Annotated in this window: 20 protein-coding genes; 6 read left to right on the top strand and 14 right to left on the bottom strand. The window is 67.5% G+C overall.

Translation table 11 applies throughout. The features are described 5' to 3' along the window. Nucleotides 1–29: 29 nt before the first annotated feature. Complete coding sequence (locus tag ACQHIV_RS12305) at nucleotides 30–560, top strand: YbhB/YbcL family Raf kinase inhibitor-like protein (protein WP_427893780.1); 531 nt, start codon at nucleotides 30–32, stop codon at nucleotides 558–560. Here ACQHIV_RS12305 and ACQHIV_RS12310 read toward each other — a convergent pair whose 3' ends face one another. From ACQHIV_RS12310 to ACQHIV_RS12330, 5 genes are all read right to left on the bottom strand, one after another. Further along, nucleotides 561–989 carry a hypothetical protein gene (locus ACQHIV_RS12310; protein ID WP_427893782.1) on the bottom strand — a complete coding sequence of 143 codons (429 nt, stop codon included), beginning with the start codon at nucleotides 987–989 and terminating at the stop codon, nucleotides 561–563. Then, nucleotides 986–1249 (bottom strand): YchJ family protein, encoded by a 264-nt coding sequence (locus tag ACQHIV_RS12315; RefSeq protein ID WP_427893784.1) that lies wholly within the window; start codon nucleotides 1247–1249, stop codon nucleotides 986–988. Before ACQHIV_RS12315 ends, ACQHIV_RS12310 begins: the two co-directional genes overlap by 4 nt. Further along, complete coding sequence (locus ACQHIV_RS12320) at nucleotides 1249–2295, bottom strand: DNA glycosylase AlkZ-like family protein (protein WP_427893786.1); 1047 nt, start codon at nucleotides 2293–2295, stop codon at nucleotides 1249–1251. Before ACQHIV_RS12320 ends, ACQHIV_RS12315 begins: the two co-directional genes overlap by 1 nt. Before the next feature lie 44 nt (nucleotides 2296–2339). After that, nucleotides 2340–2717: a hypothetical protein gene (locus ACQHIV_RS12325; RefSeq protein ID WP_427893788.1), complete on the bottom strand. Its 378-nt coding sequence runs from the start codon at nucleotides 2715–2717 to the stop codon at nucleotides 2340–2342. Between the two features lie 69 nt (nucleotides 2718–2786). Beyond that, nucleotides 2787–3254, bottom strand: a complete 468-nt coding sequence (locus ACQHIV_RS12330; RefSeq protein ID WP_427893789.1) for a helix-turn-helix domain-containing protein — start codon at nucleotides 3252–3254, stop codon at nucleotides 2787–2789. A gap of 54 nt (nucleotides 3255–3308) precedes the next feature. Here ACQHIV_RS12330 and def point away from each other — a divergent pair, with 54 nt between their 5' ends. Continuing rightward, nucleotides 3309–3938, top strand: a complete 630-nt coding sequence (gene def, locus ACQHIV_RS12335; RefSeq protein ID WP_427893791.1) for a peptide deformylase — start codon at nucleotides 3309–3311, stop codon at nucleotides 3936–3938. Between the two features lie 112 nt (nucleotides 3939–4050). After that, nucleotides 4051–4425: a class I SAM-dependent methyltransferase gene (locus tag ACQHIV_RS12340; protein ID WP_427893793.1), complete on the top strand. Its 375-nt coding sequence runs from the start codon at nucleotides 4051–4053 to the stop codon at nucleotides 4423–4425. Here the strand turns inward: ACQHIV_RS12340 and ACQHIV_RS12345 are convergent. Continuing rightward, entirely contained in the window at nucleotides 4415–4759 is a 345-nt protein-coding gene (locus tag ACQHIV_RS12345) for a MerR family transcriptional regulator (protein WP_427893795.1), read from the bottom strand. The two genes, ACQHIV_RS12340 and ACQHIV_RS12345, sit on opposite strands and share 11 nt — an antisense overlap. A gap of 74 nt (nucleotides 4760–4833) precedes the next feature. On the opposite strand from ACQHIV_RS12345, the gene ACQHIV_RS12350 reads away from it, so the two are divergent. Beyond that, nucleotides 4834–5154, top strand: a complete 321-nt coding sequence (locus ACQHIV_RS12350) for a DMT family transporter (protein ID WP_427893797.1) — start codon at nucleotides 4834–4836, stop codon at nucleotides 5152–5154. Beyond that, nucleotides 5151–5561 carry a DMT family transporter gene (locus ACQHIV_RS12355; protein WP_427893799.1) on the top strand — a complete coding sequence of 137 codons (411 nt, stop codon included), beginning with the start codon at nucleotides 5151–5153 and terminating at the stop codon, nucleotides 5559–5561. Before ACQHIV_RS12350 ends, ACQHIV_RS12355 begins: the two co-directional genes overlap by 4 nt. Before the next feature lie 232 nt (nucleotides 5562–5793). Here the strand turns inward: ACQHIV_RS12355 and ACQHIV_RS12360 are convergent, their stop codons facing one another. The 3 genes from ACQHIV_RS12360 to ACQHIV_RS12370 form a co-directional block, all read right to left on the bottom strand. Beyond that, complete coding sequence (locus ACQHIV_RS12360) at nucleotides 5794–6372, bottom strand: recombinase family protein (protein ID WP_427893801.1); 579 nt, start codon at nucleotides 6370–6372, stop codon at nucleotides 5794–5796. A gap of 578 nt (nucleotides 6373–6950) precedes the next feature. After that, a complete protein-coding gene (locus tag ACQHIV_RS12365) occupies nucleotides 6951–7340 on the bottom strand; it encodes a hypothetical protein (protein WP_427893802.1) in 390 nt (129 codons plus the stop codon). Between the two features lie 26 nt (nucleotides 7341–7366). Further along, nucleotides 7367–8059, bottom strand: coding sequence for an RHS repeat-associated core domain-containing protein (locus tag ACQHIV_RS12370; RefSeq protein ID WP_427893804.1), 693 nt, complete (start codon nucleotides 8057–8059; stop codon nucleotides 7367–7369). Between the two features lie 20 nt (nucleotides 8060–8079). On the opposite strand from ACQHIV_RS12370, the gene ACQHIV_RS12375 reads away from it, so the two are divergent. Continuing rightward, nucleotides 8080–8343: a hypothetical protein gene (locus ACQHIV_RS12375; protein ID WP_427893806.1), complete on the top strand. Its 264-nt coding sequence runs from the start codon at nucleotides 8080–8082 to the stop codon at nucleotides 8341–8343. A gap of 115 nt (nucleotides 8344–8458) precedes the next feature. Here ACQHIV_RS12375 and ACQHIV_RS12380 read toward each other — a convergent pair whose 3' ends face one another. The 5 genes from ACQHIV_RS12380 to ACQHIV_RS12400 all read right to left on the bottom strand — a co-directional run bounded on the left by ACQHIV_RS12380 (nucleotide 8459) and on the right by ACQHIV_RS12400 (nucleotide 19534). After that, entirely contained in the window at nucleotides 8459–8827 is a 369-nt protein-coding gene (locus tag ACQHIV_RS12380; RefSeq protein WP_427893808.1) for a hypothetical protein, read from the bottom strand. A 14-nt stretch (nucleotides 8828–8841) separates the two neighbouring features. Then, nucleotides 8842–15426, bottom strand: coding sequence for an RHS repeat-associated core domain-containing protein (locus ACQHIV_RS12385; RefSeq protein WP_427896470.1), 6585 nt, complete (start codon nucleotides 15424–15426; stop codon nucleotides 8842–8844). A 984-nt stretch (nucleotides 15427–16410) separates the two neighbouring features. Beyond that, nucleotides 16411–17295: a carbohydrate ABC transporter permease gene (locus ACQHIV_RS12390; protein WP_427893809.1), complete on the bottom strand. Its 885-nt coding sequence runs from the start codon at nucleotides 17293–17295 to the stop codon at nucleotides 16411–16413. Further along, a complete protein-coding gene (locus ACQHIV_RS12395; protein WP_427893811.1) occupies nucleotides 17295–18254 on the bottom strand; it encodes a carbohydrate ABC transporter permease in 960 nt (319 codons plus the stop codon). Before ACQHIV_RS12395 ends, ACQHIV_RS12390 begins: the two co-directional genes overlap by 1 nt. Continuing rightward, the gene (locus tag ACQHIV_RS12400; RefSeq protein WP_427893813.1) at nucleotides 18251–19534 is read right to left on the bottom strand and encodes an ABC transporter substrate-binding protein; all 1284 of its coding nucleotides are present in this window, start codon (nucleotides 19532–19534) and stop codon (nucleotides 18251–18253) included. Before ACQHIV_RS12400 ends, ACQHIV_RS12395 begins: the two co-directional genes overlap by 4 nt. Between the last annotated feature and the right edge of the window lie 22 nt (nucleotides 19535–19556).

The following is a 19556-nucleotide window of genomic DNA, read 5'->3' on the forward strand; positions in this document are numbered from 1 at the left end:
CACGTCGCTCGCCGTTGGAGGGCTCACAGATGTCGCTCGATCGTCCCGTCACACCGGACCCGTACAAGCTGCTCCCGGAGGTCGGCGGGTTCACCGTCACCAGCACCGACGTCGCCGACGGCGAGCCGCTGGCCCACGCGCACGCGTTCGCGGGCGGGAACACCTCGCCGCAGCTCAGCTGGTCCGGGTTCCCCGCGGAGACCAAGGCCTTCGTCGTCACCTGCTTCGACCCGGACGCGCCGATCGTGTCCGGCTTCTGGCACTGGGTGCTGGTCAACCTCCCCGCCACCGTGACCGACCTCCCGACCGGCGCCGGCACCCCCGAACGCCTCGACAACGGCGCCTTCCACGTCCGCAACGACTTCGGCTCGAAGGCCTTCGGCGGCGCCGCCCCGCCCGCGGGCGACCAGGTCCACCGCTACTACTTCGTCGTCCACGCCCTCGACGTCGAAGCCCTCGACGTCGACCCCGACGCCACCCCAGCCGTCGTCGGCTTCAACCTCGCCTTCCACACCCTGGCCCGCGCCCTCATCACCCCGACCTACCAGATCGCCGAGTAGCTAACCTTCCTCGGTGGACCGACCGTCCGCGGCCCACCGAGTGATCTGGTACGCCGCACTGTCCGGCGCCGGCGGGTCGCCGCTCAGCTCGGTGGACGTCGCCTTCGGCGACACCCGCAGCTTCTCGACCCGGCCGTCGCGCCGGTGGATCTCGAGGTAGGGACCGCCGACGAAGACGTGGTAGTCGAACCTCGCCGACTCGATCTCGGCGCGCGGGATCCGGGTCGTGCCGAGGATGGTCCGGAACACCAGCTCGTCGTCGGTCAACCGCAGCTCTTCGCGGAGCACCGCGGCGAGGATGACCAGGCTGAGCGGGATCGTCGGCCAGAATTCCGGCAGCAGGATCGTCGTCACGATCGTGGCCAGGACGATGAGCCCGCTCACGATCCGGGTCACCCGGTGCGGGCGCCAGGTGCGCTGCTCGTTCACAGGGCCGCGATGTACACCCATTGGCCGGCTTCGCGGATGAAGGTGCTGGTTTCGTGTTGGATGCCGGTGTTGTGGTGGGCGTTGAACTCGACGGTGCCTTCGGTGTGGAAGGGGCTGCCGCCGGTGGTGGCGAGGATCTGCAGGCGGGTCCACCGGCGGGTCGGGTCGAAGTCGATGGTCGCGGGGCGGGTCGCCAGGGCCCAGGTGCGGCGGAGGTACGCCGCGTCGTGCATCACGAAGGCGGTGTACCTGGACCGCATCAACTGCTCGGCCGTCGCCGCGGTTGCCTTTCCCTGGTGGAGCGGTCCGCAACAGGCGAGGTACGGCTGGGGCTGACCACAGGGGCAGTTGGACATGGCTTGATTCTTACGGACAGCTCGGGGCCCCTGAGCGGCAGGGCTGCCACCTCGGCCTGCAGGGCTTCGTACTGGTCGGTTGTGAGGTCTTGCGACAGCAGAACGTCCACCCGTCCGCCCTTACGCCCCCAGGCGCCGGCTATCTGACCGTCTACGAGCAGCCCGTTGGGGTGGAAGGTGTCCGCGGCCGGGGTCAATGGGCGGAGGCCGGGGGCGATGAAGCGTCCGTCGCGGTCGCGGCCGAGGAGCCGGAGGTCGGAGGCGACCAGGAGGCGTACGCCGTGGGGCCGCGGCGGGGCGTCGGCGGTTCGCAGTACCGATGCCGGTACGCCGGCGAAGTCGACCTCGACCAGCTCGTCCGCCACCTGCGCCCAGACGGCGCGGGCGTCAACGGGCGACAGCCCGGACCACCAGGCGTAAACCTTCGGCGTCGTCGGTCCGAAGTACTGGATGTGGCGCCGGCACAGCTCAAGGCGTGCCTCTGGTACGTCGATCTGCGGGCGCGGGACCTCGCGGGCGTACAGCGAGGTGGTATCCCAGCGGAGGGCGATCCGGCCGCTCGCGCAGGCCGCCCGCAGACCGTCGATGTACGCGCCGCGCCGTTCCTCTCCGGCGAGTACGTCGCATACGTGGTCGGCGAGCTCGTCGATCCGCCGTACCGCGGCCGGATCGAGCGGCAACCGGCCGAGCGTGAACACACCGAAGTCGCGAGCCGGCAGCACGTACACCGCCTGGCGCGGGCTGTACGTCTGGATCAGCGACGGGTGCTCCCAGTCGGTCGGCGTGGTCCCTTCCATCCGCGCCGCCATCCCGAGCAGGGCGTCCCGCGGCGCGGTGTCCTGCAGGCCGACGTACGCCGCCCGCGCCTGCGAACCGGGCGGGAGCCGACGCACCAGGTGGTTCACATCCAGGCGGTAGGCGATGGCCTGTTCCCGCGTCACGCTCCGCATGGCGACGACCGTACGGGCAAATCACGCCACTAAATGGCTTGTTTTCAGGGAAAGGCCAGTGCCAGCGGGGCGAGGATCGCGAGCGCGAACAGGTTGACCGCCAGACCGATCACCGCGACCGGGCGCCACCGCCGCCTGCGGTCCAGGCCGACGACGGCCAGCGCGAGCCCCGGTATCGCCAGCGCGACCGTGCCGTACTGGCGCAACGCGGTCAGGTCCGCCGGGGGCAGGAACGGAGCTGCCAAGGCGGCCAGCCCGACGATCAGCGCAAGCATTCCCAGGACGGCCGAGCGTGGTCGCTGCGCCGCCGCCGGTCCGGCAGGCCAGTCGCGAGCGTGTTGCTGGGCCCGTGCCTGCGCGTAATCCGGCCAAAGCTGCTGCGGATATCCGGAGCGGTGGTCGGTCGGCCGGCTGTTGGTCATAGGTGCTCCACGTTCAAGTTGCCGTCCACTGCCCTGACGCGACGGCGCGGCCCCTGGTTCCCCGGCGGGCTACTCCTCGTGGAGCGGGAACGCGCGGATGATCACCGCGGTCGGGGTGGTGGACTCCGCGGCCGGCTGCGAGCCGACGAAGTCGTGCAGGACGCGGTGCAGGCGGGCGCGCAGTTCGGCGAGTTCGCCGTCGGCGAGCGTGACGACCGCGCTGAACGCGAAGTCCTCGTCGTCGGACGTCTTCGCGGCCAGCCAGCTCGCGTACGCCGTGTCCTCGAGCTCGCGGTTCAGCGTCGCCTGCTCGGCCCGCGCCCGCCGCCACGGCTTCACCCGGCCCGGCGCGCCCGGCACCGCCTCGATCACGCCGAGCGCCTCCAGCCGGCGGAGGTGGAACGAGCACGAGCCGGTGCTCTCCCCCAGCTCGCGTGCGGCGATCGTCGACGTCGTCGCGCCGTCCCGGTCGATCAGCCGCAGCAGCTCCTCGCGCAGCGGATGCGCGCGGACGACGTTCCGGCGGTTCGTGTTCATGGCGGCATCCTAATGGCTTTGCAAAGCTTTGACTTTGCATAGTACGGTCTTTGTATGCCGACGTACATCCAAGGGCGGCTGAGTCGTCGCCTGCCCGAGCTGCTGGACGAGGTACGACGGGGCACGCCGCTGCGCGTCACGGAGTACGGCGAAGAGATCCTGCACCGGGTCTGCCGGCCCGTCACCGAGTTCGGGACGGAGCGATGGGGGCGGCTGATCGACGACATGTTCGCGACCATGTGGATCGCCGAGGGCTGCGGACTCGCCGCGAACCAGGTCGACGTCGACGCGCAACTGTTCGTGTACGACCTCACCGACGAGCAGGGCGATCGGCATGTCGGGCACGCGTTCAACCCGCGCATCGAGACGAGTACGGCGCTACTCGGCACCCAGGGCGGCACCGAGGGCTGCCTGTCGGTGCCTGGCGCCAACGCACCGCTCCCCCGACCGACCCGCGCCGTACTGCACGCGTACGACATCAACGGCAACCCGTTCACAGTCGAAGCGTCCGGGTACTTCGCGCGCTGCCTCATCCACGAGACCCAGCACCTGGCCGGCACCGTGTACGTCGACCACTTGTCCCCCGTGGCGCGCGACGACACTCTGTCCGAGTCCGCGACCAACCGCGAGACGGTATTCACCCGGCGCACGTCCCGCGAAAACCAGCTGACCGGAGCCCGCTGAAATGGACAACCCGAAAGACATCGTCCGCCGCGGCTACGACGCCCTCTCCCGCCACTACGACGCCGCCACCGACGCGGACTCGAAGTACAGGCTCACGAACTGACGGATCGCCGTGCGGGAACTCGTACCGCAGGCTGAATTCGTGAACGCGGACGCTCTGACGCTGGAGGTTGCGCCCGGATCGCTCGACGCTGTTGTGTCGCTCTACGCGCTGATCCACCTGCCGCTGGACGAGCAGCCTGTGCTGCTGGAGCGGATCGGCGGGTGGCTGCGGCCGGGCGGGATCTTCTTGTGTACGACGTGGCACACGGCGTGGACGGGCACCGAGGACGACTGGCTCGGCGGTGGGACCGAGATGTGGTGGAGCCATGCCGATGCAGCGACGTACCGGCGTTGGCTCGTGGCCGCCGGTCTGACCGTCGAGGCCGAGTCGTTCGTACCGGAAGGCTCCGGCGGGCACGCGCTGTTCTGGGCGGCTAAACGCTGACGTCTTGTCGGAGCGCCCGAAGTACATCGAGTTCGCGGTCGAGCTCGCGACGCTTCGCTTCGAGTCGTTGGACCTCTTGCGCGAGCAGCACCTCGAGTACGCCGGTACGCTCCTCGGGCGGCGCCTCCAGACACGGCAGCAGCTCGCCGATCGTCGTACTCGACAGCCCCGCCGCCAGCAGGTGCTGGATCATCACGACCCGTTCGACCATCGCCCCGTCGAACTCCCGCCACCCACCGGGCGTACGGCTCGAGCGGATCAGCCCCTGCTCCTCGTAGTACCGCAAGGAGCGCGTACTGACGCCGACCTCGCGCGCGAGCTCTCCGATTCGCATGCGCCCAGTGTTGCATCTGACACCAGTGTGAAGTTCCACGATGAGGCGGTCGCACTCTTCGTGGAAGGACCCTCATGCACTGGCTCTACCTGGCGATCGCCGTCGTCCTCGAGATCGCCGTCGCGGTCTCGGCCGGCAAAGCCCAAGGCTTCAAACACCGCGGCTGGACAGCGGCGACGCTCCTCACCGGCGCACTCGGCACGTACTTCCTCAGCCGCGCCCTGCTCACCTTCGACGTCGGCGTCGGCTACGCGCTGTGGACGTCCCTCGCCGGCGTCGGCATCACCCTGCTCGGCACCCTCGTCTTCGGCCAGCAACTCACCTGGCACAAGGCGATCGGCATCGCCCTGGTCATCGGCGGAGTCGTCGGCCTCCAGCTGACGAGCGCCTCATGAGCACGCGCCGTACGGCCTGGCTGACCCTCCTCCTGGCCGGCACCTTCGAAATCGGCTACGCGTTGTCGGTCGCCGGCAGCCACGCCTTCACCGTCTGGACCTGGTCGCTCGCCGCCGCGGCCTTCTTCCTCCTCACCCTGTGGGCCTTGAGCCTCGCCCTACGCACCATCGAAGTAAGCACCGGCTACGCCACCTGGGCCGGCATCGGCGCCACCGGCACCGCCCTCCTAGGCCCGCTCCTCTTCCACGAACCCCTAACCCTCCCCAAAGCCACCTGCCTAACCATCACCATCACCGGCATCACCTACCTAAAACTCGCCGACCGCCCCACCCCCACCGCCACAGTCCCCACCGCGCCCTCCCGCACCCCACCCGACCCAAGCCCCACAACCCACACCACCACCTGACCCAACACCCACCCGCCCACCGCCTCGGCCCAGCCGCCCACCCCTCCGGCGCAGCCGCCCACCCCCTCCCGCCAGACGCGCCATACCGCCCACCACGTCCACCGTCAGCCGGCCGCACCTCCCGACCGCCCGCTCCCCCAGCACCCCGCCAACAAGGGGTGTCTCGCGAGGGGTGTTTGTCCCTTCTTCTTGCCGGTGGTGATGACGAGGCGCTGGGCTACGTCGCGCAGGCTTACTCTTTGCTCACGCAGGTGCACGGCCATGGACAGCATGTCGGGGTCAGTGACGCCGGCGCCGCCGATGGTCTTGCCGCGCCTGCGGGCCGACTCGTGGCTCTCCAGGGTGGGTCGCTGATGCACTCGCACTCCATGCCGGACAGGGCGGCGAGCACGGTGAAGACCACTCCCGACGGGTCGTGCGAGCCCTGCAGTTCACCGGTGAGGAACTCCAGCCCGATGTCGCTGGCCTTCAGTTCCTCGGCCAGAGCGGCCAGCTCGATGCCGCGGCCGAGCCGCTTGTGCTCGTGGACGACGAGCGTCACCCGCACCGCCGAGCCGCGGATCTCGCCGGCGAGCCTGACCGCGGCCTCCAGTTCGGGCCGTCGGGTCGCGCGAGTGGAGATCCTGTCGGAGAACACGCGGGCGCCGCCGGCGCCGGTGAGGGCGTCGAGCTGGGAGTCCAGCGACTGGCGCGTCGTCGACGCGCGGGCGTACCCGATCCGCACATGCCCGGAAGGCTTGCTGTCGGTCTCGATTGGGCGGGGCAGCTCGGTCCAGGTCGATCCGGGCCGGCGCACGGCCGGAGTCGGCACGTTGAGTACCTTGGCCAACGCGGGCACGAGCCGGAAGCGGGCTGTGTGGTACTGGACGGCCACCTTGCCCTTCGCCGTGCGGCCAGGGCGATCCCGGCGGCACGGCGCAGGTGGACATCGGACAACGTTGCCTTCAACGCGCTGGTAGTCCTGACGAGCCTGGTGGTTGCTCGTCACAGCGACCGGGCGTTTCATGAGTATGGTTCACTCGTCCAATCGTTTGCAACGACCCATGAAACGCGGAGTCCGCCGCAGGGCCGCCCGGTCGACGGGGTGTTTCATGAGCGACCACCTATGAAACGGCCTGTGGGACGGGCCGGGCTTTGGATACCTGCGGTCGCGAACACCTCCGGCGGTGGTACACGGTGAGCGATCCAGGTAGCGGCGGAGCGCGCGGCCAGGGGAGTTCAACGACGTGACCCGCGACACCGAAGACGTGCGGCGCCGGTGTGCATCCGGTGTTCCGAAGGTGTACCGGGCTGGAGGTGCTCGGCGGCCGACTCGGCGGTATCCGGAACGAGCCGCGGGAATCCCCGATCACGTGTCATCCGCCACATCGCTGTGAAGGCGGCGCGACATCAGCCCATCGCGATGACGGCGAACACGACTCCGACCAAACCTCCGAAAATAAGTGCGAGCTGCGCACCCCGTACGCGCCTGTTAATGCGTCGGTCTTCCGCAGTCATAGGCCCATCGTCGCTCCGATCTCGCAACATGAGGTCGGTCATGTAGACGAGGCGCCCGCCGGTGACGAGCAAGGCGTACCAAACGATTCCACACGCGATCAGGATCGACGTGACGGCGGAGAACTCCTGCGCCACGCGTGGGTAGAGGACGGACGGGATGGCCAGCCAAGAACCTATGACGATCAACGACTTCGGCGTGCCAATGTGGCGTCGATCGACCCACACGGAGACCACGACGAGGGCCGCCGTGATCGCCGCCAGCAGAAGCATGATGACGATCACAGCGACTCCTCGGTCGTTAAGAGCGATCAGTATCCACCGTCGCGGCCCCGGTTGCGGCGGTACGTGATGTTAACCGAGACGTTCTGGGCGTACCACGCCGTTGCGCGAACCGCGCGGCCTCCCCTGCTATGGGCCTTCATGCGGCCGTACCAGCCTTCCCGTAAGTTATGCCTGAATCGGGAATAGACCTTCCGCGACTTCTTCAGCTTGCGTGCGTATTTGAGGAACTTCACGCCCCCGGTGGCGGCGTTGACAGTCGTCGCGAGAACGGCCTTCGCCGCAGAACGGCCATCCCCACCGATGGCGTACGCGGCGGCGCCGAGATACCCGGTGATCAGCGACGCGCCGGTGCACCACGAGCAAAACGGAACCAGCGACAGGCCGGTACTCACCCAGCCGAGCACTCTGCCGGAATTACATAGCCACTTTCTCCAGCCCTTGCACTTCTCCTTTCCGTCAAGGTCGAAGTGGTTGATCGGGTCACTCGGATACGTGTATGCGTTGGCGTTGCCGCCTGGCACCGGATCAAGAGAGCTGAACAACGCGGTTGCCGGGTCGTAGAGCCGGACGCCCATGAGAGTTAGGCCGGCGCCGGTGACAGCGCGCTGCTTGGCTCCGAGCCAAGCCGTAGTCGACTGTTCCGGTGTCAGCTGTCTTGCTGGTGGCGTTGCCGTATTCGTCGTAGTTGTTCCAGCCGACGATTCCTTCTGCAGCCACATTGCCGGCAGGGAGGTCGACGGTGGTGACAACATCGCCGTGGGGGTTGGCGATCGCGAGGTCGGCGTTGCCGGTCTGGTTGACGGTGAGGGACCGAGCCCTCAAAAAGGAAAACGACGCCCTCAAGACCAAGCTCGCCGCCGAACGAGCACGGAACAAGTCTCTTGCGAAAGTCGCCGTCGAGCTAGCCCTGGAGTTAGAGCAAGCTAAGGAGGAACTCGCCCAGGGGGCAACTGTCGCGCGGCTGCCGCGGAGCCGCACGACCACGTCACCGCAGCTCCGCTGATCGGACCCGTACCCGTCTGACACGGCCAGACTGTTCGCCCTGAGCGGGCCGGGCCGGCAGCGCACGTCTGCGACCACAGCTCGCTCAAGGCAACTTCCTCATCAGCCCAGTTACGCTACCTCTCCTTGCGCATCCTCCCGCGGAAGGTGGCGGATCGATACAAGGCAAAGATCTCGGACAAGTAGTCCTTGGTCGGAAGATCGTGACGGGGCGGGGCGTTGTCGGTCCATGCGCGGAAGAATCGGTCGACCGATTCTTGTAGGCGGTTCAGATCGATCTCTGAGTCCAGTGTCTCGAGGTGGACACTGTCGTCATCGGCAACCAGCCTCATCAGATTGCCCTGGCTGTCGATCAGAAAAGTGACCTCGTCTACAAACGGCGGCTCCTGATCGTCGATCAGATCGTCCGTGCTGTTGTAGATGTTGATCCAGCCGCCGTCGTCGATGAGTAGGAATGGGGGTCGAGGATCATTGGTTCCTGGCATCTCTCTGTCCGTTCCTAGAATCTGTGCCACCAACGGCTGTCACCGGCCTTGTTCTGCCAGGGTCGGTGTCTGCCGATCCCGCCGCGTCCTCTGTGATGGTAGTGGAATCTGGTGTACCACCTGTGACCGTACTTGGGGGCGAATCGGTGGCTGTGAAGCCCGAACCGACGCTGTCCTCCCCATCTGAAATCGGTTCCGCGCGCGCTCCGGGAACGACTGAAGACTGCGCCGAATCTTGCCTCTTTGGCCGCGTGTCCGAAGATTCGGCCAGTTCCGCCGAACGCTCCGCCAAGCGCACCTCCGATGGCTGCGGATTGGGCGAAGCCGCCCCAGCTCCAGCTCCTGGTTCCGGCGTGGTCCGCGGCGTAGGCGGCTGCACCGAAGGCCGCGCCAGCCACGATGCCACAGACAATCGAGGCTCCGCATGCCACTGCGGCGGCCACGCCTCCGACAATCGCGCCGATCTTGAGCGCTTTGCGCCACCAGCTCTGACCATTGAGATCGAACGAATTGATGGGATCGCTCGGATACGCGTACAGGTTCGCCCCGCCCCCGTCGACCGGGTCGATGCTGGTGAATAGACCAGTCCTAGCGTTGTAGAGACGGGCTCCCATGAGAACGAGTCCTGCTCCGCTGACCGCGCGTTGCTTTGCTCCGAGCCAGCCATAGTTGAGTACGCCGGTGTTGGTGGTCGTGTCGGTGGCGTTGCCGTATTCGTCGTAGTTGTTCCAGCCGACGATGCCTTCTGCTGCTGCTCCCGCGGACGGGAGGTCGACGGTGGTGACGACATCTCCGTGCGGGTTGGCGATGGTGAGGTCGGCGTTGCCGGTTTGGTTGACGGTGAGGGCGAGGTCGCTGCCGATGAGTTCGGTGTAGCGCTGGGTGGTGGTTCCTTGGGTGACCCAGGTGGGGTTGTCGGAGGTGTCGGTGTAGTGCCGGACGGTGTCGGTCGAGCCGGTGCCGGTGGTGACGGTTTCGGTGGCTCGTCGGTCGAGTGCGTCGAGGGTGAAGTTCGTGGTCGTGGCGCCTTGGGTGATGGTGCGGGCGAGGTCGTTGTCGTAGTAGGCGAGGGTGATGTCGCCGTCGGTCGGGTGGGGGGCGTCCGTGGCGGGCAGCGTGGTTGTGCGGCCGAGGGCGTCGTAGGTATAGGTGCCGGTGCCGCCTGCGCCGGTGGTGGGGCGGTCGGCGGTGTCGAAGGCGCGGGTGGTTGTGGTGGCGCCGGTGGTGGTGCAGGAGCCGTCGGCGGATGCCGCGGCGGTTGACTTGGTGACGCGGTTGTCGTTGGCGTCGAAGCCGTACGTGCGTGTGACACAGGGCGTCACGGACGGGTCGTTGATGTCGGTGCCGGAGGTTGGGGCGGTGCGGTCGTTGACCTGTGTCAGGCGGCCGGCGTTGTCGTAGGTGTAGCGCCGGTCGTAGGGGATGGCGCCGCCGGTTGCGGTGGTGAAGGCGTTGCCGTCCGGGGTCCATTCGTGGGTGACGCGGCCGGTGACGTCGTTCTGGAGCGACCAGGACAGCCAGGCTCCGTTCGGGTCAACGGTGGTGGAACCGTCGGGGTTGGTGGTGGTGACTTGCCCGGAGTAGCTGAGACCGACAGGTTCGCCGCTGTTGTCGATGTTGTTGGTTTCGGTGACGCCGCCGGGCAGCTTCTGGGTGACCAGTGCCCCGGTCGAGTCGTAGGCGCCGATGGAAGTCCAGGTGGAGCCGGAGGTGGTGACGTCGACCTTCGTGACGATCCCGCGATGCTCGGTCTTGCCGGCCGCGTCGGTGCCGTCGTAGGTGTACGTCGTGGTGCCGTTCGGGTCGGTCACGGTGGCGACATCGCCGGCGGCGTTGTAGACGGTCGTGGTGGCTGCATCACCGGACGGCTGGTACGAGGTCTGGCGTCCCCAGGTGTCGTAGCCGGTGGTGATGGTGCCCGCGGTGGTGTTGTCGGCGTTCTTCGCGGTGACGACAGTGGGCTGGCCGGTGGCGGGGTCGTAGGTGGTGGTCTTCTTGGTGTTCGGTGTGGATCCGGTGAGGCCGGTGACGGTGGTCGCGGTGGTGTCGGTGCGGCCGTCGGGCAGGTAGGTCGTGGTGGTCGTGCGGACGACGGTGCCGGAGGTTTCGGTGGCGGTCTTCGGGGCGAGCAGGTAGTTGTAGTTGGAGGTTGTGGTCGAAGGCAGTGTCGGCCCGGAGGTGGGTGCCGCGGCGGGGTAGGTCTTGCAGGTGAGGCCGGCCCACTGTGGTTTGCTGCCGCATTCGGGGGCGCTGCTGTTGGCGGCCTGTGTGTAGTAGATGGTCTTGGTGGTGCCGGCGTCGGCGCCGTTCGACTTGGGTTGCCGGGTCTCGACGACGCGGCCTTCGGAGTCGTAGCGGGTGAGTTTGACGATGTCACCAGCGTTGTTGGTGCCGGACAGGTCGACGTCGGTGACGGTCTTGCCTGGGAGACTGCGGCTCCAGCCGTCGGTGTCGCCGGTGACTGGCGCGTTGTAGTCGGTCAGGGTTTGGCCGGTGGTCTCCAGGTCGGTGCCGGCGCCAGGATCCTGGGCGTACGACGTCTGGGTGGTGGCCAGCCGGTACGGCAGTGACGTCTCGAGGTTGATGCCGCCGTTCGGCGCACCCTCATCGAACTTCGTGTGGCTGTGGGGGCGGACCCAGGCGAGAGTCCCGTCCTTCAGCGCAGCCCAGCGCGCTGGACCGTAGGTATCAGTCACCAGGGTGCCGGCCGGGGTGAGGACAGTGTCACCGGCGGCGTTCTTGATGTCGTCGTTGTAAACGGTGATGGATGCAAGCTGATCGGCGGATGCCTTGGTATCGATGACTGCGCGCAGGGCGCGTTCGTCGAGCGTCCGTACCGGGTTGCCTTGGTCGTTGTAGTCGGTGGCGGTGTATTGCCAGTTTCCGGCGCCGTACTTGGCGGTGTTGACCGTGTAGTTGGCGGCGTCGGTGTACTGCAGGTCGGCGTACTGCCAGTCGTCAGCCGTCGGTGCACCGGACAGTGGGTGGTCGGGTCCGAAGACCGCGTAGCCGTGGGTGGGCGCGGTCTTCTGGTTCCACTTGGCGACCGATGTTGAGGTTAGGTCGGGCAGGCCGGTGCCGGACAGCGGCGCGTCGTACACGTACTTGCCCAGCGTCGCGGTGCCGCCCGCCGGATCGCCGGCAGGGCGGGCGCGGGTGACCGTGTCGAGCTTCTGGCGGCTGTCGGCGGTGATGTAGTTGAACTGGTAAGCGACCTGCCCGGCCGACTTCATCGACGTCAAGTGGTTCGCGGCGTCGTAGGTGTACTCGGTCGACAACCCCGAGCGCGGGTCGGTGACCTTGGTCAGCGTGGCGGTGGTCTGGTCGTAGGTGTACGCGGCGACCTGGATCGAATCCATCCCCGCCCCGCCGCTCTTGTCGGGGTTGTAGATGTCCAGCCAGGCCTGGCTGATCCGGACCTTGGTGGAGCCGATGGTGGTGTAGCTGAATCGCAGCGCGCGGCAGCCCGGGTTCATCCCGTTCAGCGGGTTGTTCGGGTCGTAGGTGCCGCAGGTCACGCCGGGTGCTGCGGGCGCGATGATGCGGGTGACGCGGCCGGTGCCGTCGTAGGAGAACGTGGTCTTGCCCGCGACGCCGGGCTCGGAGATCCCGGCAGGCCGGAACTCGGCGTCCTTGCCCGCGACGGGCGCGGCGGGCAGGTTCCAGGTCGTCACGGTGCCGTCGTCTTCGGTGTAGGACAGCGTTGTCGACGCACCGGTTCCGGTGATGGTCAGCCGTGACCCATCCTGTTCGGTGTCGTCGTCGACCGGGACCCAGTCACCGGTCGCGAACGCGGCCGTGGTGCGCCGCTGATGGTTGGACGGCTCGTAGCTGAGGCTGGTGCCGTCGCCGTCCATCAACACGATGGTGCCGTCCATGCGGGTCTGGTCGATCACCTGCATGCCGGCAGCCCCGGATTCGGCGCCGTCGAACTGCGTGCTCCAGCCGTCACCGAACACGTTGTAGACCGGGCTGCGTGGCGTCTCGTAGGTCATGTGCGACCGCGAGATCGTGAGGTCACCGGTGTAGCCGGGCACCGAGATGTCTGTGGCGGAGACGTTGAGCTCGCCGGTGGACAGCGCGACCTGGCCGGGGCCGGCGGCGGCGGTGGGGTAGCCGTCGCCGAAGGCGTGCGGCAGCCGCTGGATCGTCGTGCCGGGCGATTCGGACCAGGTGCACTGGACGGTCTGGTTGTAGGTGAAACAGACCTGAACGTCGAGCTTGACCGGCACCCGCGCGGTCAGGCCGGTGGGCTGGATCCCGGCGGTGTCGGGGTCGGAGTCCAGGAAGGCATCTTCCTTGGCGTTGTTGGTGTCCCAGGTCGTGTTCACCGACACCGGTCCAGTACCAGGGTCGACCACGGGAAGATCGCCACCGTCGTTCCAGCCGACCAGATCGTCCGCGCCGCCGTACCCGGACACCCGCCACTTCAGCTTCGCAGTAACGGTCGGTGCGCTGCCCTTGGGCGGTCCGGCCGCGATGACCGGGATCGTGTCCGCGGTCGTGATCCGCTGATCCGCCGGCGGCGACGACATCGAGGCGCTGCCCCAGCCGAGTCGCTGGGTCGCGGTCGAGGAGTAGTTGCCTCCCGGCGTCTGTGCCTCGGCGACGATGGTGTGCAGGCCCTTGTCGGCGGCCTTGAACGTCACCTCGTACTTGGCCACGGCCGGGTCGCTCGAGGGCGTGATCTTGACCGCGCCGTTGGTGTCGGTCGCCGTCGGCCGCTTGCCGTCGATGAACATCCACAGGTAACCCGGCGCGCTGTACCCGGTACCGGTCGCGGTGACCGTGCAGACCACGTCCGCGGTCGGGGTCGCGTCGGTCCAGGTGTTGTTCACGTCGTACGGCGCCGGGCAGACGACCTTCGGCGTCGCCGGCGGCGCGGCCCCGGTGCGCAGCCGTGTCTGGTAGCTGGTCCAGGGGCCGTCGACGCGGCCGTCGTTCGCCTTCGCCCGGATGTACAGCTGGGTGTTGTCCGGCAGATCACTCGACGGACGGCAGCCCGCCGTCGTACCCGACGCGTACACCGACGAGGTACAGGTCCCCACCACGGTTGAGCCGTCTTTCATGAACTCGAACACGTACTTGACCGTGTTGCCGTCCGGGTCGGTCGCCTTCGTCTGCACCCACGGCCGCAGGCTCCCGGAGTACATGTACGACGTCGGATCGCCGGGCGCCGCGAAGGCGGCCGCCTCGGTCGTCTCTACCGTTGCGGGCGCGTTCGGGGTCCGGTTCCAGGTGAACGAGATGTACGGGTCGGCCGGGCCGCCGGAGGCGTAGAACCGCTTCCACGAGTTCACATCCGCCTCGTTCGCCGCGACCAAAGCCAGACCGCCGACGTCGTAGGCCGCGTTCGACCAGGCCTGGGCGAGGCTGGTCATCGGGATCTCGATCCGCGCAGCCGGGCACGCCGCCGAGAAACCCTTCGTCGTGTTCAGCGATCCGTACACCGAGCCCAGGGTCGGCTGGTTCGCCCATCGCGTCGCCGTCGACACCGGCTGCACGGCCCGCACGTTGACAACCGTCGGGGTACACGAAACGCCGCTGTACTGGTAGATCGAGAGGAACGACGACAGCACGTCCTTGCCCTTGAACGGCGCGGTCGCGAAGTTCATGAACGTCCGCTCCGTCTTGGTCCCGTTCATCCCGACCCGCAGGTCGATCGTCCCCGACAAATCATCGGGGTAGGCCGACTGGACCCAGGTGTCGAAACTCGGCAGCGTCGTGTTCACCGCGTACGTCGGGTCGACCGTGACCGGGAACACCCGGGCCGGATCCATGATCCACTTGGCGTCCGGGGCGATCACCAGCGTCGCCTTACCTGGCGAGGCCTGCTCGACCGACATCTTCACCGGCACGTTGTTCACCGGCATCTTGGTGTGCTCATCCAGGACTGCGTCCCACATCTGCCCGACGGGGATTCGGGACCGGACCACGTTCTTCGCATCAACAAACTCGATGGCGCCATCGGCGGTCTGCCGCGCGGTCAAGCCCTTGGTGCGCAACGGGATCCGCCATACCGGCGCCAACCCGTCAGCTGGGCGTTGCTTGACCACCAGGTCGGTCTCGAAGCCGGTTCGGCGGGCGTCCAGTTTCAGGTCGACGCCTGGCTGCACGTCGGCGTAGGTCGCCTGGGTCCCGTCAACGGTCGGCTCCGGAAGTTTCCAGGGAGCCAGCCATTCCACCTGGCGGCCGGTACCTGCCGTCGCCGAGGCGAACACACCACCGACCGCCGCGTTCGGCTTGCCTAGCTGCAGGCCGTACCCGTGACCCCGAGGAGCGACCGTACCGTCGGTACCCTTGTCCAGCGTCAGGTCGATCGACTGCCACCCGCCCTTGGCGTTCTTGAACCGGACCGGTGCCATGTGAGACTCGGTCGTCATCGTCCCGTCGGGGTTCGCCCAGGTTGTCGCGGTCTCCGTCCGCAGCGACTCGACCTCGACCTTCGAGCCCTGGGCCCGTGCCGAGACCACCGCTGACACCAGGTCCGGCCGCGACGACACCTTCGCCACCGCTGGCTTTGGATCCGCAGCCGGCGCGGCGGCCGCCGGCTCTTGTGCTTCCAAAACGGTCGCCAGCAACGATGCTGAAACCAGCATCGCCACGAACCGCGGGAATCTCTTGACGCGAGAACGTTTCGAACGATCTAAACCAAGCACGGGACACCCCTCCGCCGACCCAGAGGGCAGGTAACACCCACGACTGGACGGGTCACGGGCGCTGGGCAGGCAACCGCCACATCGCAATTACGGTGCTCGCCGTTACACGTCTGCAACAACCTGCAGAAACCGGCCACGCCACGCCGTCTCGGCTCGACAACAGGCCCGACAGCCCGCTACAGGCGTACGTCTTCTAGGTCGGGTTACCGTCTGCCTGTGCTCTGCTGGAGCAACAGCGAGGGTGGAGCGGCCGCGCCAGCGGTTCGCTTATGTTCCCTGTACTCGGGGCTTGTTGAGACGATCTGTCTCTTGTCGAATGGGATGCCCACATGAAGTTGCAACGCTCCGCGCTCGCAGTGACCAGTCAGTGCCGGTGTACTCGCCGGCCTGCTCACTATCACCGCGTCTCTCGGCCCGGCCAACGCCGCCAGCCCTATCGGCACGGCAAACGGTGCGCACTCCTGCGGGTAGACAGCCGCCGCGAAGCGACGACCGCTCCACTCCACCCACCACACCCGCCTCGGCGAACCACTCCACCGTCCTGCGGACGCGCACACGCGAGCGCCATTCCACCGACGCGCCCGTCGCCGGATACACCCGCCCCGGTAGCACCAGCCACGCGCGCCGAAGGCGCCAATAGGTCAGCCGCCGCGCAGCGGTGACCGCTGCGCTCCACCACCCGAACTCCACGGCGCATGCACCTCGCCCAGCACGCCCACCTGGCTGCACCACCCGCGCGCCGAAGGCGCCAACAAGTCAGCCGCCGCGCAGCGGCGACCGCTGCGCTCCACCACCCGAACCCCACGGCGCACGCACATCGCCCAGCGCACCCGCCCGGTAGCAGCGGCCGCGCCAATAGGTCGGGCGCCGTGGAGCGGTGGCGTTTGTAGGGCGGGGAGCGTGGGGGCTCCCCGCCGGGTTCGGTCAGTCTTTGATGCCGGACTGGGTGACGCCCTGGATGAGGTAGCGCTGGAGGAAGGCGAAGATGAGTACCAGCGGGAGGATCGACACCGCGACCGCCATGAACAGTTCGTGGATGTTGATCGTCTGGGCGGTGATGAACGTCGACATCGCGACCTGGATGGTCCACGACGACGAGTCCTGGCCGATCACGAGGGGCCACAGGAACGAGTTCCAGTTGCCGATGAACGTGATCGCCGCGAGCGCCGCGAAGAACGGCAGGGAGTTCGGTACGACGATCCGCCAGAACACCCCGAAGTACCCGGCGCCGTCCACCCGCGCCGCCTCCTCCAGCTCCCGCGGGAACCCGAGGAAGTACTGCCGGAACAGGAACGCCGCGAACCCGCTGAACAACGTCGGAATGATCAGCCCCCGCAGCGAGGACACCCATCCGAGCGACGACACCACGATGAACGACGGGATGAACGTCACGGCGCCCGGGATCATCAGCGTCGCCACGATCGCGTAGAAGATCTTGTCCGCGTGCCGATAGGGAATGCGAGCCAGCCCATATCCCGCCATCGATGCCAGCAGCAACTGTCCCGCGGTGCCCAGCACACCCACGACGGCCGAGTTGAACAACGCCCGCGCCATCGGCACGGTCGTGTCATTGAACAGCTCGCTGATGTTGCCCCACTGCAGATGCGACGGGAACAGCGTCCACGTCGGCGCGGTGATGTCGGCCTCAGTCGACAGCGCGTTGCGCAGGATCAGGTAGAACGGCAGCAGGAACAGCACCACCGCGATGAACAGCGCGATCCAGCGCAGCCCGGTCCCGACCCGGCCGAGCGGGGTCTGGGTGAAGCCGATCGGCTTCGGCGTACCGGTCGTACGTTCGGCGTCGGCCATCAGTCGCCCGCCTTTCCGAAGCCGAAGATCCGGCTCTGCAGCAGGGTCACGAGCATGATGATGACGGCCAGGATCAGCGCGCCGGCCGAGCCGTGCCCGAGGTCCTGGATCGAGCCGAGCGAGATGCCGTACAGGTAGACCAGCGGCGGCCGCGCGTAGTTCACGTTGCCGATCAGGTTGTAGAACTCGTCGAAGGCCTGGTACGCCGCGATCAGGTTCAGGATCAGTACGGCGACCGAGGTCGCCCGCAGCTGGGGCAGGGTGATGTACCGGAAGATCTGCCACCCGGGCTTCGCCCCGTCGACGTACGCCGCCTCGTACAGCGTCGGCGAGATCCGTTGCAGGCCGGCGATGAACAGGATCATGTAGAACCCGAGCTGCAGCCACAGCCGCACCGTCACCAGCGGCAGCCAGTACCACGGCGGCGACACCGTCGACAGCCACGCGATGTTGTCGATCCCGAACCAGCCGAGCACCGTGTTCGCGAGGCCGAACCGGACGCCGTTGAAGATCGACAGCCGCCAGATCAGCGACGCGACGACGTACGAGCACGCGGTCGGCAGGAAGAACACCGACCGGAAGAACGCCCGCGCGATCTTCACCTGGTTGACCAGCAGCGCCAGCGCCAGCGAGAGCACGAACGTCAGCGGCACGATGAACACCGCGAAGATCGTGAACGTGCCCAGGCTGGACAGGAAGTTCTGGTCGGTGAGCATGTCGATGTAGTTGCGGAGCCCGACGAACTTCGACGGCGTCGCGGTGTTGTACGCCTCGAAGAAGCTGAGGACCAGGCTCCAGATGATCGGCAGGTACGAGAAGATCAGCAGCCCGAGCACGAACGGGCCGACGAACACCCAGAACCACAGGGCGTTCCCCTTGATCCCCTTCTGTCGGCGCCGTGCACCCCGCCGCTCACCAGCTGCCGCGGGGTCCGTGCGTGTCCTGACAGTTGAGCTCATCCGAACAACCGCTGCAGTTCGTCGTTGACGGTCTTCTCCGCCTTGGTGATCTCGGCGGCTGGGTCGGCTCCCTTCTTGATGATGTTGGTCAGCATGTCGCCGAACGCCGTACCCATCTTCGGGGTCCAGGCCGGGTCGTCGGTGTGACCGTAGTCCTGGGTCAGCTTCACCGTGTCGGCCGCGACACCGCTCTGCAGCTTGGCTGCCTTGGCCGCGACGCTCTTGCGCGGCGGGATGTGGAAGCCGTAGCTCAGCGACCAGTCCTCCTGGTCGGCGGTCTGGTCGATCCACAGCCACTTCACGAACTTCTTCGCCGCGTCGACGTTGGCGCTCTTCGCGGACACGAACTGGGTCCAGCCGCCGGAGTACACGGCCGGCTTGTTCGACGCGTCGAGGGCCGGGAACGGGATCACGCCGAGGTCGTCGCCGAGCGCCTTCTGCATGCCCGGTACCGCCCACATGCCGATCCACTGCATCGCGCACAGGCCCTGGTTGATCGCGCTCGGGTCGGTCCAGTCGGTCGGCGAGCCGAGCAGGATGCTCTTGCTGGCGTACAGCTCGTGCAGCTTGCCGAACATCTTCGCGGGACCGTCACCGGAGAAGCCCGGCTTGTGGTCCTTGGTGAGCCGGTCGCCACCGGCCGCCCAGAGCGCCGGCGAGCCGAGGGCGAGGCCGCCGTCGTTGCCGACGAACATGCCCTTCACCTTGTTGGTGGTGAGTTCCTTGGCCGCCGCGATCAGGTCGTCGATGGTCTCCGGCGGCTTGATGCCCTTCGCGTCCAGCAGCGACTTGCGGTAGTAGATGACCTGCGGGTCGATGATCATCCGGATCCCGTAGATCTTCCCGTCCACGGTGTTCGTGGCCAGGTCGCCCGGGAGGAAGTCGTCCTTGACGTCGGCGATGATGTCGTCGAGCGCGACCACCTGGTTGCTCTTCACCATGCTGATGTTCAGCTGGCTCTCGAACACGTCGGGGCCCTTGTTCGACAGCAGGCCCGCGGAGAGCTTGCTGCCGTAGTCGCCCGGGGTCCACTGCACGGTGACGTTCGCGTCGGTGTAGGCCTTCGCGTACTTCAGTGCTGCCTGCTGGGTCCCGGTCTCGCCGTACTGGTGGTACCACTGCGAGAGGCTGGCTTTGGACCCCCCACCACCCCCACCGGACGACGGTCGGCCGGTATTGCCGCCGCAGGCCGCGGTGAACGCGGCGAGCGCGGCGAGTCCACCGGTCCGCTTCAGCAGATCGCGCCGGGACAGGCCGGCGTTCGGAACATGAGCAGGCATGAATTCCACCTTCCCGAGAGGG

It is taken from the genome of Kribbella polygonati, from assembly GCF_050320105.1.
GTDB lineage: Bacteria > Actinomycetota > Actinomycetes > Propionibacteriales > Kribbellaceae > Kribbella.

What these genes read in the sequence shown, in the direction of transcription:
- ACQHIV_RS12305 (WP_427893780.1), top strand. Translation starts at nt 30, where the DNA reads ATGTCGCTCGATCGTCCCGTCACACCGGACCCGTACAAGCTGCTCCCG.
- ACQHIV_RS12315 (WP_427893784.1), bottom strand. Translation starts at nt 1,249, where the DNA reads ATGCGGTCCAGGTACACCGCCTTCGTGATGCACGACGCGGCGTACCTC.
- ACQHIV_RS12320 (WP_427893786.1), bottom strand. Translation starts at nt 2,295, where the DNA reads ATGCGGAGCGTGACGCGGGAACAGGCCATCGCCTACCGCCTGGATGTG.
- ACQHIV_RS12325 (WP_427893788.1), bottom strand. Translation starts at nt 2,717, where the DNA reads ATGACCAACAGCCGGCCGACCGACCACCGCTCCGGATATCCGCAGCAG.
- ACQHIV_RS12330 (WP_427893789.1), bottom strand. Translation starts at nt 3,254, where the DNA reads ATGAACACGAACCGCCGGAACGTCGTCCGCGCGCATCCGCTGCGCGAG.
- def (WP_427893791.1), top strand. Translation starts at nt 3,309, where the DNA reads ATGCCGACGTACATCCAAGGGCGGCTGAGTCGTCGCCTGCCCGAGCTG.
- ACQHIV_RS12345 (WP_427893795.1), bottom strand. Translation starts at nt 4,759, where the DNA reads ATGCGAATCGGAGAGCTCGCGCGCGAGGTCGGCGTCAGTACGCGCTCC.
- ACQHIV_RS12350 (WP_427893797.1), top strand. Translation starts at nt 4,834, where the DNA reads ATGCACTGGCTCTACCTGGCGATCGCCGTCGTCCTCGAGATCGCCGTC.
- ACQHIV_RS12355 (WP_427893799.1), top strand. Translation starts at nt 5,151, where the DNA reads ATGAGCACGCGCCGTACGGCCTGGCTGACCCTCCTCCTGGCCGGCACC.
- ACQHIV_RS12370 (WP_427893804.1), bottom strand. Translation starts at nt 8,059, where the DNA reads ATGTGGCTGCAGAAGGAATCGTCGGCTGGAACAACTACGACGAATACG.
- ACQHIV_RS12380 (WP_427893808.1), bottom strand. Translation starts at nt 8,827, where the DNA reads ATGCCAGGAACCAATGATCCTCGACCCCCATTCCTACTCATCGACGAC.
- ACQHIV_RS12385 (WP_427896470.1), bottom strand. Translation starts at nt 15,426, where the DNA reads ATGCTGGTTTCAGCATCGTTGCTGGCGACCGTTTTGGAAGCACAAGAG.
- ACQHIV_RS12390 (WP_427893809.1), bottom strand. Translation starts at nt 17,295, where the DNA reads ATGGCCGACGCCGAACGTACGACCGGTACGCCGAAGCCGATCGGCTTC.
- ACQHIV_RS12395 (WP_427893811.1), bottom strand. Translation starts at nt 18,254, where the DNA reads ATGAGCTCAACTGTCAGGACACGCACGGACCCCGCGGCAGCTGGTGAG.
- ACQHIV_RS12400 (WP_427893813.1), bottom strand. Translation starts at nt 19,534, where the DNA reads ATGCCTGCTCATGTTCCGAACGCCGGCCTGTCCCGGCGCGATCTGCTG.